We start from the raw sequence: 14,641 nt of genomic DNA, 5'->3' as shown, positions 1-14,641 counted from the left end.
GACGAACGGATGATGTGCTCGGATCAGGCACCAGTGCGCCCTCCGATCCGGGCGAGCAGGGCTTTCCGCAGGTCTGCCGGCGTGCCGTAAAAGCCCAGGACCGTCGCGATCGCCAAGCAGCCCACCAGTCCGGCCATCCAGAGCGGAGAGAATGCAGCGGTCGAGCGGGAGAGCATCAGAGCAAAACCAAGCACCAGACTACAAATCGCAAGCATCGTGCCGCTCCGGCGCAGTGTCCCCAATTCGAAATCGAGCAATACATAATTCATCGCGACCCGGAACACATATGCGGCGGCGACGCCGACCAGCCCGAAATACGTCAGCGCGCAATACAGGACGATCCAGTAGGGGACGACTTGAACCAGATCGACCTTGGCGACCAATTCGGGGCGAGACTGCGCGCGTAACGCATATAGCGGGATCCGAGACATGGAGTCGAACCAGGCACCGACCATGAGGATTTGCCCGGCGGCAGCCGAGAAACCGGCAAAGTCCCGCCCGACCCAAAGCGTCAGGAACGGGCCGATCGCAAATATTCCTACAACGATGATCGGCAGCATGATCACCATCAGCAAGCGTTCGAACCTGACGCTCTGGTGCAGCAAATCATCACCCTTCAATGCCGAAAGTTTCGGGAATATGGCCGAACCAAGCGAATTGGCGATGATCGTGGAGCGGTCGCTGAGGCTATAGGGCACCGAAAAATAGCTCACCGCACCGGCGCTGATGCCGGCGCCGATCGCAAACCGGTCGATGCCGCTCATCAACGGTGAAAATAACGACGACAAGGTCACCCAACCGCCGAACTTCAGCATGCTAACCATGCGTTGGCGGGAATAGGTCGCCCGATGACCGCGCAGAACCACGCGTCGAACCTCGAACCAGAGCAGCAGCAGCGTGACGACGCGCGCTAGCAAAGCGACGGGCAGAACAACCGTGAGCCGTGGCGACACCAGTAGCGCGGCCAGTAGCGGCAGGATTTGAAACAGCAATGTCCCGCCGGCGGAAAACGTATTCAGCCTTCCGAACCTGTTCAGCCCCTGAAGTGCGCCGCCCAGAACTCCGGTGATCGTGACCAGCGGCACACCGAGTGCGAGCCAAGGCACCGCTGCCATCATTTCCAGACGCATCGCCGGGTCGGTCTTCATCACGTAAGCGAAATAATATGTCGCGATCGGCCACAGGATCAGCCCGCCCACCATGCCGATGGCGGAATTCGTGATCAGTGCACTCCAGACCAATTGGGCGCGCTCTTCATCGGCGTCCTTACTGGCCGCCGCGAGGTGATGAGACGTCGCCATCCCCAGGCCGAGATCGAACAAGCCGAAATAGCCGAGGAAAAGCCAGACGATCGCGAGGAAGCCGAATCTCACCTCACCGATCGCGTGCAGATATGCAGGGACTGTCGCCAGCGACACAGCGACCGGAAGGGCTGCACCGAGCAGATTATAGGCGGTATCTCGCTTGGTGCTCATCGCAAGTCATGCATGGTGGACGAGGTCGTTAGTCGAGAAGAATGAGCGCCACAAGGCCGTCCCCGCCCCATCCCGATCCTCCGGCAATTGCCTATCTGCAAAAGCATGACTAGTGGGTTTTTGCTATTCGGATCAGAGGTTACGACAATGCAGTGGCGCCAGCGCCTGATCCACCTTTCCCGACATCGCTCGCTGCAGCCTGTATGGGAATTCACGCATCGATCATCGTTGGTTTCGATGAACTTCTGGGCCTCGTTGTTCCGGACGAGCGGGGAACGAGAGGCCCTCGATGTCGTGGCCGGGAGATTGAGCGGTCGGACGCCGGTGCTGTTCGATGTCGGTGCCAATATCGGCGATTACACCGCCATGCTGCTCGACCGGTTCGGGTCATCCGCGCGCATCTTCGCTTTCGAACCCAGCGTGGGGGCTTTCGGAGAGCTTAGTGGGAAGTTCGATGCCGTCCCGTCGGTCACGCTGAACCGGCTGGCCTTGAGCGACGCATCGGGGGATCGCACGCTACACAGCGACGCGGATGGATCGACGATCGCGTCGCTGGAACATCTGGAAAATCCAATACGGCCGTTCGATCCCGATCATTTCCAGACCGTGGCGTGCATGCGTCTCGACGATTATTGCGCCGAGCATGATATCGAGCGGATCGATTTTCTGAAGGTGGATGTCGAGGGGCATGAATTGAGCGTGCTCCGTGGCGCGACGCGGCTACTGGGCAGCCGCGCGATCGACGTCATCCAGTTCGAATTTGGCGAACCGAACATCGATTCACGCACGTTCATGCGCGATTTCGTCAATTTGCTGGATGGCTACGATTTCTTCAGGATCGTCCCGGGCGGTCCGGTTCCCTGGACATATGCTGGGGGCCGGTCGGAAATTTTCGCGACCATCAACTACCTTGCCGTTCGCCGCGACGCCTGATCCCTTGCTTTAAAGCATGGCTAATGGACGCGATGATGTCCTAGGCCCTGCGACACTGAAAGAACTCCAAGCCAATGAACGATGATTTGACACGGTTGTGCGATCCCGAAACCGGCGGCGCGTTGCTGGAACAGGACGGCAAGCTGGTGGCGGGATCGGGCAGTGAGTATCCGATCGTGGACGGCATACCCCGCTTCGTCTCTTCGGAATTCTATGCTGCGGATTTCGGAAAGCAGTGGCGAATGTTTCCGAAGACGCAGCTCGATTCCTTCACTGGAATACCGATATCGGGCGATCGCCTGAAGCGTTGTCTGGGCGGGAGCTTCGATCTGGTTCGCGGCAAATCCGTACTGGAGGCCGGCTCGGGAGCGGGCCGGTTCACGGAAGTGTTTCTGGCCGAGGGAGCGGTGCTGGACTCTTTCGACATCTCCTCGGCGGTTGAGGCCAACGCGCAAAACAATGCCGCCAGCACATTCAATCTTGTTCAGGCCGATATTAGGTCGATCCCGTTCAAGAACGAGGCTTATGATCTCGTCGTCTGTTTGGGCGTGCTCCAGCACACGCCCGACACCGAGCAGAGCATTGCCAGCTTGTGGACGAAGGTGAAACCGGGCGGCTCGCTGGTGATCGATCATTATGATTGGAACCGCTGGCGCCTGCCGCCACCGATCGGTGGCGCGGAAATCTTCCACCGCCCGAGAATTTTGAGGATGGCCAAGGAAAAGCGGTGGCCTGCAGTCAAGAAAAGCGTCGATTTCTGGTTTCCGATCTACTGGCGGTATCGCGATAGTGCGATCATGCGCCGCATTCTTTCGCGGATCGGCGGGATCAATTTCTATTATCCGGGTCTGCCTCTGGGCAGTCGCGAAGCGCATTATCAATGGTCGCTGCTGGATACGCACGACGCCCGCACCGATTTCTACCATCGCTATCGCACCGTAGGTGCCATCAAATCCACGCTCGAAAATTTGGGTGCCGTCGACATTGCCGTCTGGAAGGGCGGCAACGGGGTCGAGGCCCGGTGCACCAAACCACTTTGAGAAACGAAAGCGCAGGCGTCGCCTCATGTGTGGCATAACTGGATTGATCGGCCCGGGCGCCGCTGCCCCGGAAGTCATCGCGGCGATGACCAGACGGATCGGGCATCGCGGACCGGACGATCAGGGGACGTGGCACGATCCCGAAGTCTTGATTGCGCTCGGACATCGTCGACTTGCGATCGTCGATCTGTCGCCGACGGGCCATGAGCCGATGATCAGCGCGTCGGGTCGCCTCGTCGTCGTCTTCAACGGTGAGATCTACAATCACGTCGCTCTCCGCAAACGCCTGGATGCCGAGGGTCGGGCACCGGAAGGCGGATGGCGGGGTCACTCGGATATCGAGACGTTTCTCGAGGCGATCGAGCATTGGGGGCTCGACAGCGCGCTGGACGCGGCGGTCGGGATGTTCGCCCTTGCGATCTGGGATCGCCAGCTAAGACGAATGTCGCTGGTTCGCGATCGGTTCGGCGAGAAGCCGTTATATTATGGCTGGGTCGATGGGGACTTCGCATTCGGCTCCGAATTGAAAGCGCTGGCAGCGCATCCCCGGTTCGACAACGGTATCGACCGCACGGCGCTGACGTTGCTGACCGAGCGTGCCTACATCCCTGCACCGTTTTCGATTTATCACGGGATCTACAAACTGCTGCCGGGCACCATTCTGGAAATCGAAGGTGCCGCCCCGCCACCGGAACTCAAGACGGCTCCAATTGTCGGGCAGCGATATGATCGTCTGTCGATCCGGCACTTCTATTCCTATCGGGACGTCGTTCGGGCCGGGACCGAAAATCGCTTCGCTACCGAAAGTGATGCGACGGACGCGCTCGATTTTGCGTTGCGCGCTGCCATCGTCGATCAATCGGTCGCCGACGTGCCCGTCGGCGTATTTCTATCGGGCGGGATCGATAGTTCGACGGTAACCGCGCTTTATCAGTCGATCAGCGACACGCCCATCCGGAGCTTTTCGATCGGGTTTTCCGAAGCTGGTTACAATGAGGCGGAGGATGCCAAGCGCATCGCAGCGCATCTGGGAACGATCCATCACGAGCTCTACGTCAGCCCCGGCGATGCGCTGGAAGTAATCCCGCTTCTCCCTGAAATCTATGACGAGCCGTTTGCCGATTCGAGCCAGATTCCGACCTATCTGGTCAGTCGCTTCGCCCGCCAGCATGTCACGGTAGCGCTGACCGGAGATGCCGGGGATGAGATGTTCGGCGGCTATTATCGCCATTTTATGGTGGAAGCGATTTGGGAAAGGCTGAGATCAGTCCCTCGGTTCGCGCGCGCAATCGCCGCGCGCCCGGCGAGCGGCTTGCCCGATGCCATCTTGTCGGCTGTAGCCCGGACGGCAGGGTTCGGCGGAATTGCAAAGGATCCGGCCAAGATCCGCAAGTTCCTGGCCATCATCGGGACATCCCGAGGCCTTGAAGACGTGCTTCAGAGCTTCCTGGACGAATGGACGCAACAGCCTTCAATCGTTCTGGGCGGCGACCGGTCGGCGCTCTATCCGGATCTCGATCTGGGGCCGAAGGCCAGTGCGCTCGACCGGGTCACTTATCATGACGCGGCCAGCTACATGACCGACGATATCCTGTGCAAGGTCGATCGGGCGGCAATGGCGGTGAGCCTGGAGACCCGCGTTCCCATGCTCGATCACCGCGTCGCCGCGGTTGCGGCACGGATCGCACCCGAGATGAAAATCCAGCAGCGCAAGGGCAAGATACCGTTGCGGACGCTGCTCGATCGACACGTGCCTTTGCATCTTACCGATCGGCCAAAGGCCGGCTTTGCCGCGCCGGTCGATCATTGGCTTCGGGGGCCATTGCACGATTGGGCGGAGGCACTGCTCGATGCCGATCAAATGCGTCAGGACGGCTGGTTCGATGCCGACCGCGTGCAGGCCGAATGGCGACAATTTCTCGCAGGCAACACTGTTCCGGCCAGCCGGTTGTGGCCGATATTGATGTTTCAGGCTTGGAAGCAACACAACCACCGATAGGAGCTGCATCGCAAGCCGTCATTAGCGGCAGATCATCCCCGACTTTTCCGCTCGAGAAATCTCTCGCTGCCCCACACGGCGACCAACCCGATCCGCGCCAACTCCTTCACGATTCGGCGTAAAGACCAGTACGTGCAGGCGAGAAACACCGCGCTGCTGGCTGCATACACGATCTGTCCGGAGTAAAGTGCCGCCATATACTTGAAATCCTGCGCCATCAGTTTCTGGCGGTGCAATTGTTTACGGTAATCCGGAAATCCCTGCAGCAATCGTTGAGTCCCGAGAACGTTGACGTGACCACGCGCGATAGTCTTGAGCGCTTGCCGTTTTGTGCGCGATTGACCGCTCGTGTTGCCGGTGAAAATCCGATAATCGAAGAGTGGCTGGTTCACGAAGCCGACCTGCGAATCGCTGTTGGTCACGATGACGAACTGCGCGATCAGATGATCTTGATAACTCATTCGCCGAAACATCGGCACGGAAACGCTGTCGATGAACCGTTCCAGTTCCATCAGATCGACCGCCGTGCGTCGAATGCTGAAGGCGCTGCCCAGCCATACACCCCGGTAGGAGAGTATCGACTGCTTCAGCGCCTCTGACAGAGCTTCTTGGTCTGCATAACGTCGGACCATGCGCCTGGTGTTGCGTTGCGTTTCGTCGATCGTTTGGGTCTGCACCCCGTCCGCATCGATGATCGCGTAGTCGTGCGAGAGCAGGACGACATCCGCGCGGTCCCGCCAGATCGGGACGATGACGGAGAGCTTTTCCGGGTGCCACAGATCGTCGCCATCGAGAAATGCGACGATATCGCCGGTGCTGGCTCCGATTCCGGTGAGCGTCGCGTTCAACACGCCGCCGTTGCGATCGATTTTGATCAGCGTGACGGCTTTGCCGAAGGCGGTAATCACGTCTACCGATCGATCGGTGCTCGCATCATCGATGACGATGATTTCGTGCGCACTTCGGCTCTGATCCAACACGGACTGGATGGCCGGGCCAATATAGCGTTCGAGATTATAACACGTAATGACGACGCTAACTCTCGGTCCGTCTTCAAGACTTGTCATACCCACCCTTTTGCCGAGCTTCATCTGCGACCGTGACCGGCGTTCGCGCGACGTCGAGACGGTGCAGGGCGCGCGTGTCCGGCAGTTAAAACGCAGACCATCAGGTGTCCAGCCATTGTCCCTTGCCGGTTCTTCGACGCGAAGGTTGCCCGCGACCGTCACGGTCGGTAAGCGCATCGGCTTAAGGTGTTTCAGGAGTAGCAGGACGATGTGCGGCATCGCAGGCGCGATCGGCGTCAGGCCGATCGATCCGCTGGTGGCGGTGGCGATGCGGGATACGCTGGCGCATCGTGGCCCGGATGACGCGGGGGCCTGGTTCTCCGATGATCGTCGTATCGCCTTGCTGCACCGGCGCTTGTCGATCGTGGATCTCTCGCCGCTCGGTCATCAGCCGATGGCGTCGGACGGGGGGCGCTACGAACTCGTCTATAATGGCGAGATCTACGATCATCTCGAGATCCGTGCCGAACTGGAGGCGGCGGGCACTGCACCGGCATGGCGCGGTCATTCGGACACAGAGACGTTGCTCGCCGCGATCGAGGCGTGGGGCGTGCGCCGCGCGATCGAGCGCGCCACCGGCATGTTCGCGATCGCGTTGTGGGACCGGCAGAACGGTACGCTGACGCTCGCGCGCGACCGGTTCGGCGAGAAGCCTTTATATTACGGCTGGGCAGGGGGCATGTTCGCCTTCGCATCAGAGCTTGGCGCGATCCGCGCGGTACCCGGTTTCGCAAATCCGGTCGATCGCGCGGCATTGTCGTCCTTGCTGTCGCGCACCTATATTCCGTGCCCACAATCGATCTACGAGGGCGTCTTCAAACTGCGGCCAGCAATGATGCTGACGCTCACCCCGGATGCCGTGGACCATCCACGCGGCGCGCCGTTCGCCGAAGGTGCTCACGACGGCGCGACTCTCGAGCGATACTGGTCGTACCGCGATGTCGTACGCGACGGTCTCGACACGCCCTTCGCCAGCGAGGCCGAGGCGGTCGAGGCGGTCGAGGCGGCTTTGTCCAAGGCGGTGGCGGGGCAGGCGATCGCCGATGTGCCGGTCGGTGCGTTTCTGTCGGGCGGGTTCGATTCCTCCACCGTCGTTGCGTTGTACCAGGCGGCATCGCGCGGCACGATCCGCACCTTCTCGATCGGGTTCGAGGAAGCGGGTTTCGACGAAGCGGTCTATGCCCGCGAGGTCGCGCAGCATTTCGGCACAGAGCACCGCGAGATGTATGTCGGCGCGGCAGACGCGATTGCGGTCATTCCGCGCCTGCCGGGCATGTATGGCGAACCATTCGCGGATTCCTCCGCCTTGCCGACGCATCTCGTCAGCGCGTTCGCACGTCAGCACGTAACGGTCGCCTTGTCGGGTGATGGCGGCGACGAATTGTTCGGCGGCTATAACCGCTATCTCCACGCGCCGCGGCTGTGGCGGTCACTCGCCCCTTTGCCGCATGCGCTGCGCCGGGTTGCGGCTGGGGCGGGGGCTCTGCTTCCCGATGCGGCTTGGAACACTTTGGGGTCGATCGCCGCGCGCAAGCGGCGTCCGCCCTTCTTCGGTGGCAAGGTACGCAAGGCGTTGCGCACCGCGGCGGATGCGCGTGGGCTGGACGACGTCTTCGCCTCGCTGCTCGACGAGTGGCATTTGCGCGCGACGCCGGTGCTCGGCACGGACGGATGGCGCCGACCGCCGCTGGATATGGAGATCGGTGCCGCGCCCGATGCGGTGCGCATGATGTACGCCGATGCGACGAGTTACATGACCGACGATATCCTCGCCAAGGTCGATCGTGCGGCGATGTCGGTCAGCCTTGAAACGCGTGTGCCATTCCTCGATCATCATGTCGCGGCGGTCGCCGCGCGCGTGCCAATCGATCGCAAGATCGTCGGCGGAAGCACCAAGCATGTGTTGCGCCAGGTCTTGTATCGGCACGCGCCGAAAGCGATGTTCGAGCGCCCCAAGGCCGGGTTCGCGATGCCGGTCGGCCAATGGCTGCGCGGACCCTTGCGCGATTGGGCGGAAGACTTGCTCGATCCCATCCGCATGCGGCAGGAGGGGTATCTCGATCCCGCCCCGATCCAGTTGCGCTGGCAGCGACATTTGGCCGGTACGGCTGAAGACACGCCGGCCTTGTGGGCGGTGCTGATGTTTCAAGCCTGGCTGCGTCAGGGTGGTGCGGCACCGGGCGGTGCCTGATCCGATGTGCAAAACCATCGTCTTGTCGATCAACACCAGCTGGAATATCCTCAATTTCCGCCGCAACCTGATCGAACGGTTGCAGCGCGAAGGTTTCGATGTTGTCGCCGTCGCGCCGCGCGATGCGCACAGCGCTGCCTTGATGGCGATGGGCGTGCGCTTTTTCCCGATCGAGATCGACAGCAAGGGGCTTTCACCACTGCGCGATCTCCGGCTCACCGCGCAATATTACCATATTCTTAGACGCCTGCGCCCGGTGGCCTATCTCGGCTGGACGATCAAACCCAACGTCTACGGATCGCTTGCCGCGCATGCGTTGGGCATTCCGGTGATCAACAATATTTCGGGGCTGGGCACCGCGTTCATCAAGGTCGGGCTGCTCACGCGACTGGTGCGGCGCTTGTACCGCGCCGCTTTGTCGCGCTCGGCAACGGTGTTCTTTCAAAACCGGCATGATCGCGACCTGTTCGTGGCGCAAAGTCTCGTGCCGTCGGCGCGGACCGCTCTGCTGCCCGGCTCGGGCATCGATCTCGCGCACTTCACGCCCGATCCAGCGGCCGAAACATCCGTGCCGACGTTTCTAATGGTCGCGCGGCTGTTGCGCGACAAGGGCGTAGTCGAATTCGCCGATGCGGCGCGGATCGTGCGTGATGCGCGCCCGGATGCACGGTTCGAACTGCTCGGCTTTCTCGACGTGCAGAATCGTACCGCGATCGATCGCGAGATGGTCGAGGGCTGGGTGCGGGAAGGCGTGCTGCACTATCTGGGCGATACGAGCGACGTGCGGCCCCACCTTGCGCGCGCCATGGCGGTCGTGCTGCCCTCATACCGTGAAGGCATGCCGCGCTCGCTGCTCGAGGCGGCGGCGATGGGGCGCCCATTGATCGCGACCGACGTGCCCGGCTGTACCGAGATCGCGCGGGGTGGCGACAATGCCCTGCTGTGCCGGGTGCGCGATGCTGCGTCGCTTGCCGAAGCGATGCTGGCCATGCTCGCGATGACCCCGACAGAGCGCGCCATGATGGGCGCGCGCAGCCGGCAGATCGCCGAGCGGGAGTTCGACGTTACCCTGGTCGAGGCGGGCTATCTCGAGGCGATCGCGCGCGCGACGGCGCCCTGATCTACAGAGCCAGGTGTCGTGCCGACGAAATAGTCCGCTGCCGACGGACATAGGGGCGGGCGCCGGTAATCAGCGCGACGCACGCAAAGAACACGGCGGACAACGCGGCGGTGCGTAACGGATAATCGACCAGGCTGTGCAGTGCGATCGCGATGATCGCGATGATGGCCGCCTGCGCGAAGTAATCGCGGCTCTCCGCTTTCCAGATCGCGCGCGCGCGCGCCGCCGCCCAAACGAGGAAAGCTACGGCCAGCACCATGCCCGGCAGCCCGGTTTCGAGCAGCAGCTCGAGCCAGTCGCTATGGGCGTGGTTCATGAACGTGGACGTCACCGACGGCAACTGCTCGTGCATGTGATAGACCGACTGGAAGCTGCCGATCCCTGATCCGACGGGGAAGAATTCGCGTGCCGCCTGCCACGTCAGCGCGAACGACGTCTGGCGCGACGCTTCGACATTCGCATTTTGCTGCCCGAACAGATTGTTGCCGAACGGTCCGACCGCGATCGTCACGATCGTGGCGATGGTTGCGACGATCGTGACGATCGCCAGCGGCTTGCGCAGCGCCGGGCGCTGTTTCCCGAACACCAGCCACGTGCTCAGAGCAACGGGGACGCTGAGCCCGATACCGGCCAGCGACGAATTGAGCAGCAGCCCGACGAAGATCAGGATGTACATCGCGACGGTCAGTAGCCGGATCGCGGATGCGCTGCGCGATTTGGTGCCGCGGCTCAACACGCTGGTCTGCAACGCCGCGAGGAACGGGATGCACACCAGCAACAGCGTCGCATTGTGGTTGCTGTTGGCGAAAAAGCCGACGGCAAGGCCGAAATTGGTGATCTCGTAGAAATACGCGCTTTCCGTGCCGTCGACCACCTGCAACGCGCCGATGACGATCGACGTCAGGGTCACCAGCACGATGACCGCAGCGATGCTGCGTGCGCGGAATGCTCCGATCGCGACGATGCCGAGGAACGTCGCGAACGCCGGCAGCAGCCATAACAGGCTGGCGAGCGCCCGATCGGGTGCCAACGTCAGCGGCAACCAGGGCAAGGGCACACCGATCAGGCCATAGCCCTTCGCGATGGCCTCGCGCCCGGGTAGCAGGGTCCACATTGCGGGCGGCAGCGGGATCAGTTGGAACAGCGCGATCGCAACCAACGCCCCGCCGAGCGCCAGGGCCGTTCGCACCTGGGGAGCGACACCGGACTGGATCAGATGCCAGAGCGACCAGCCGATCAGCGGCAGGGCGATCAGTTGCAGGGTCAGATTGGCGATGAAGCCCGCAGCGCTCGCGCCGCCGAGCAACAGGCAGGCGAGCAGATAGGCCGGGACGAGGGCGTGGCGGCTCATTTCGGGGCTCCCGCCGCAGCGGCGGCGCGCAGGTCGAGATCGCGCAGGGTCAGATTGATCGGCGCGGGGAATTCACCGGCCGCGCCGGACAGCGTCAATTGCTGGGCCGGGCAATTGGCCGGAACGACGAAGTCCGCGGTGTTGCGATGTGGGCCGCCTTTCGCGACGACGGGCAAGGTCATCAGGTCACCAGCGGCGCCGGCCTTGCATCGCAGCGACCAGATCAGGGACGGCCCGGTTCCGGTCTTGCCTCCCTCCGCGGTGATCGCGAAGCGATAGCGGCCGGGTCGCAGCACGAGCAATTGTTGCGCCAGATCGCCATTGTCGCGGCCGTAATAGTTGATCGACAACGTTCCGCCCCGAATGTCCGCCGCTCCGAGGCCGTTTGCGACCAGCGTCCAGTTGAACGGTGGCGAGCCGGGCAATTGCCGGAACCCGGCATCGAACACTGGAGCGGCGATCTGTTGTGAGGACAGGCCGTAAACGCTTTGCCAAACCGATCGTGCGGCGGCGTAGCGGCCCTTGTCGATCAACCGGTTGACCAGCACCGGTCCCCAGCTCTCCGGGTTGCCGGCATCGCGCCGCGCAGCCGGGCTGGCCAGCGCGAAGATCGTCGTCGGCGCGGCGTCGGATTTGGCCAGCGCGACCAGAACGTCGGATTCCAAAGTCGGATCGGCGGCCAGCGTGCGGCGGACGGCGTCGCGGGTTTCCGGTGCCAAGCTCATCTGTGCCATCGCATTGGCGATCGCCCCCTGGGCCGGACCGACCAGCCGCGATGAAACCGCGAATTGCGCCGCTGCTTCGGCATAGCGACCGGTGCGCAGGTATCGATCTAGGAGCAGCAGATGCACGACGCGGTCGCGCGGATCGCGCAGTTGCGCCGCCTCCAGCGTGGCGAGTGCCCGGTCGGCTTGCCCGTCGAGCAATTGCTGGTGGCCAAGGATCAGGAAGGGGCGGGCATCGAGAGGCGCGCGCTGCGCTGCAAGGCGGACATCGGCCAGCGTCGCGGCGTCGAGGATTCCGTGCTGCTCGACCAGCGCGATGGCTGCCGGCCCCAGGATGACATCGGGATCTCGCGGTGCGATCTGCGCGACGCTGGCGGACGTGACGGGCACGACCTGTACGATCGCGGTCCGCACGCAAAGATATCCGACCCAGGCCGCGGCGACCGCGAGAACAAGCGCGACGACGATCCCGCGCGGGTTCAGCAATCGCTCAATCCCCATTTTTCGTCGTCAACATGATGCGGCGCTTCTTGTCGTTGCTGTCCGCGACGTAGCGATACTGATCCTTGTTCTGGCCATAGCCGTAACCGTATCCATATCCGTACGATGCCTGCGCCTGATAGCGCGTCAGGATCGCGCCGATCACATGCGCACCGGCGGTCCGCAGGCGGTTTTGCGCTTCGACCACCGCGCGGGTGCGGGTGCGGCCGGATTCGACCACCATCAACGTGGCCTGCACCATCGTCGAGAGCAAAGGCGAATCGGCGAGGCCGAGGATCGGCGGGCCATCGATCACGACATGGTCGAAGGTCGCTGCTGCATCGGCGAGCAACGATGCGAACCGCGCCGATGCGATCAGTTCGGGCGGGCTCGGCGGTACGGTGCCGGCGGGCATGATCCAGAGCCCCTCGATTTCGGTCTGCAACACATGCTCGCTGAGCGATGAGCCGTTGGTCAGGACGTGCGACAGCCCCACGTCGTCTTTGCCGGTTACGAAGGCGGGGCGCCGCATGTCGGCATCGATCAGCAACACGGTCTTGCCCAGGCGCGTGAAGCTTTGCGCCAAGGCCCAGGCCGACGTCGATTTGCCTTCTGCCGGTCGCGTGCTGGTCATCAACAGCGTCTTCGGCGCACCACCCTCGGCGACGAACTGCAACGCCGTCGCGGTTGACAGATAGGCTTCGGTAACCGGCGACAGCGGGTCCTTCAACTCGTCGATCGGCTTGGCCAGCTTGGCGTTGGGGATGCCGCCGAGGAACGGCAATTGCATCTTGTTGCGCACGTCGTCCGGCGTCTTGATCGTGTCGTTGATGAATTCGAGCGCGATCGCGGCGAGCATGCCGAGGATGAAGCCGAGTCCAGCACCGATGGCCAAGTTGAGGTACAGGTTGGGCGAATACGCGCCGCTAGGCACGGGGCCGCGATCGACCACGGAGGCAACTGCGGTGCCGATCCCGCTGGCGACGCCGATCTCCTTGTAGCGTTGCAAAAGCGCGTCGTAGAGCGAGCGGTTGGTGTCGACGTCGCGTTGCAGGATCGTGTACTGGATACGACGGCCGCGCTGGTCGAGCACCGACGACGTCAAGCCCGCAACCTGGGCACGCAGCCGGTTTTCCTCACCTTGCGCCGCCTGATATTCCTGCCGCAACGTACCGACGCGATCGGTGTTCGCGGTCCGCGTTTCTTTGACGACGGAGGAGCGCAATGCATCGATCCGCGCACGCAACGCCACCATCTCGGGATATTCCGGGCGGAATGTTTGCAACTTCTGTTGATATTCTGCGTCGAGCGCAGCGATCTGCGCGCGCAACGGCGCGGCATTGACGCTGCCTTCGGTGGTCGCCCCGCCGATCACGGCTTCGCGATAGCGCTGTTCTGCCGCGATCCGCTTGGCCTGGGTCGCCCCTAGCGCATTGTTGAGCGCCACCAGCGTGCTGCCGGTCAGCGAGTTGGTATCGCCCCCGGTATCGCTGCTCCCGGTTGTGATCAGCCCCTCTTGCTGAGCATAAGCGGTCAGCTGGCGTTCCGATTTCTCCAGCTCACGCCGCGTATTGACGATCTGGCGTTGCAGGAATTCTCGCGCATAGGATGACGAGGCATAGCGTCGTTCCAGATTGGTCGAGACATAGGCATCGGTGATGCCGTTGACGATCACCGAGGCGAGTTGCGGATCGCGCGCGGAAAAGTTGATATCCACCAGCTGGCTCTGCGGGCGCAATTTCACCTTGGTGCCGTTTTGTACGACGCCGGCCGCGATCTTCGTGTTCTGTGCGCGGTCCGTGCCCTTGCCGACGATCTTCGGATTGCTGGCGAGGTTGAGATCCTGCGCCACGCGTTCGGCCAGCGCCCGGCTGTTCAGCAGGCCTAATTGCGTGCCGATGAAGTTCACGTCGCGCATCGCCGATGTCTGGCGGCCGCCCTTGCTTCCTTCGCCGGAAATCACTTCGATCTCGGGCGGGGTGAGTTCGATCGTCGCGGTGGAGCGATATTTGAGCGGTGTCAGCAAAGTGACGAGCACCGCCCCCGCCAGCCCGATACCGATCGCGGCGAGGATCAGCCAGCGCCATTCGACCAGCACGCGCCACAGCAGCGCCAGCGAGAGTTCACGGCTGCTCTTGGCGGTTCCGTAGCCACCGTAACCGGCACCTGCAAAAGGCACGGCGAGATCGCGCGATTGATCGCGACGGACCGTCAGATTCGTCGGGGCCACCGGCCCGCTGCTTTCCATGTAGAAAAAGTC

10 protein-coding genes are annotated in these 14,641 nt (G+C 62.6%); 5 read left to right on the top strand and 5 right to left on the bottom strand.

The annotated features are described in order from the left end of the window. Window positions 1-23 precede the first annotated feature (23 nt). On the bottom strand, window positions 24-1,475 hold the full coding sequence (locus U1738_RS04235) for a flippase (RefSeq protein ID WP_332787760.1): 1,452 nt from the start codon (window positions 1,473-1,475) through the stop codon (window positions 24-26). A gap of 306 nt (window positions 1,476-1,781) precedes the next feature. Between U1738_RS04235 and U1738_RS04230 the strand changes: the two genes are divergently transcribed. From U1738_RS04230 to asnB (U1738_RS04220), 3 genes are all read left to right on the top strand, one after another. Then, a complete protein-coding gene (locus U1738_RS04230) occupies window positions 1,782-2,408 on the top strand; it encodes an FkbM family methyltransferase (protein WP_332787759.1) in 627 nt (208 codons plus the stop codon). A gap of 74 nt (window positions 2,409-2,482) precedes the next feature. After that, a complete protein-coding gene (locus tag U1738_RS04225; protein WP_332787758.1) occupies window positions 2,483-3,448 on the top strand; it encodes a methyltransferase domain-containing protein in 966 nt (321 codons plus the stop codon). Between the two features lie 25 nt (window positions 3,449-3,473). Beyond that, window positions 3,474-5,447, top strand: a complete 1,974-nt coding sequence (gene asnB / locus U1738_RS04220) for an asparagine synthase (glutamine-hydrolyzing) (protein WP_332787757.1) — start codon at window positions 3,474-3,476, stop codon at window positions 5,445-5,447. Window positions 5,448-5,479: 32 nt separating this feature from the next. On the opposite strand, the gene U1738_RS04215 is transcribed toward asnB (U1738_RS04220), so the two are convergent. Next, window positions 5,480-6,733 (bottom strand): glycosyltransferase family 2 protein, encoded by a 1,254-nt coding sequence (locus tag U1738_RS04215; protein ID WP_332787756.1) that lies wholly within the window; start codon window positions 6,731-6,733, stop codon window positions 5,480-5,482. On the opposite strand from U1738_RS04215, the gene asnB (U1738_RS04210) reads away from it, so the two are divergent. Next, window positions 6,723-8,705: an asparagine synthase (glutamine-hydrolyzing) gene (asnB, locus tag U1738_RS04210; RefSeq protein ID WP_332787755.1), complete on the top strand. Its 1,983-nt coding sequence runs from the start codon at window positions 6,723-6,725 to the stop codon at window positions 8,703-8,705. The two genes, U1738_RS04215 and asnB (U1738_RS04210), sit on opposite strands and share 11 nt — an antisense overlap. A 4-nt stretch (window positions 8,706-8,709) precedes the next feature. Beyond that, window positions 8,710-9,825 (top strand): glycosyltransferase family 4 protein, encoded by a 1,116-nt coding sequence (locus U1738_RS04205; protein WP_332787754.1) that lies wholly within the window; start codon window positions 8,710-8,712, stop codon window positions 9,823-9,825. 1 nt (window position 9,826) lies between these two features. Here U1738_RS04205 and U1738_RS04200 read toward each other — a convergent pair whose 3' ends face one another. From U1738_RS04200 to U1738_RS04190, 3 genes are read right to left on the bottom strand one after another with little or no spacing between them, the layout of a single operon-like run. After that, window positions 9,827-11,176: an O-antigen ligase family protein gene (locus tag U1738_RS04200; protein WP_332787753.1), complete on the bottom strand. Its 1,350-nt coding sequence runs from the start codon at window positions 11,174-11,176 to the stop codon at window positions 9,827-9,829. Then, entirely contained in the window at window positions 11,173-12,402 is a 1,230-nt protein-coding gene (locus U1738_RS04195) for a tetratricopeptide repeat protein (RefSeq protein ID WP_332787752.1), read from the bottom strand. The genes U1738_RS04200 and U1738_RS04195 overlap by 4 nt, the downstream gene beginning before the upstream one ends. After that, entirely contained in the window at window positions 12,392-14,611 is a 2,220-nt protein-coding gene (locus U1738_RS04190; RefSeq protein ID WP_332787751.1) for a GumC family protein, read from the bottom strand. Before U1738_RS04190 ends, U1738_RS04195 begins: the two co-directional genes overlap by 11 nt. Window positions 14,612-14,641 lie beyond the last annotated feature (30 nt).

Origin of the sequence: Parasphingomonas caseinilytica (assembly GCF_036663755.1) — a bacterium.
Taxonomy (GTDB): domain Bacteria; phylum Pseudomonadota; class Alphaproteobacteria; order Sphingomonadales; family Sphingomonadaceae; genus Sphingomonas.
Note: the sequence above shows the minus strand (reverse complement) of the source record. Positions and strands in the feature narration are given on the sequence as shown.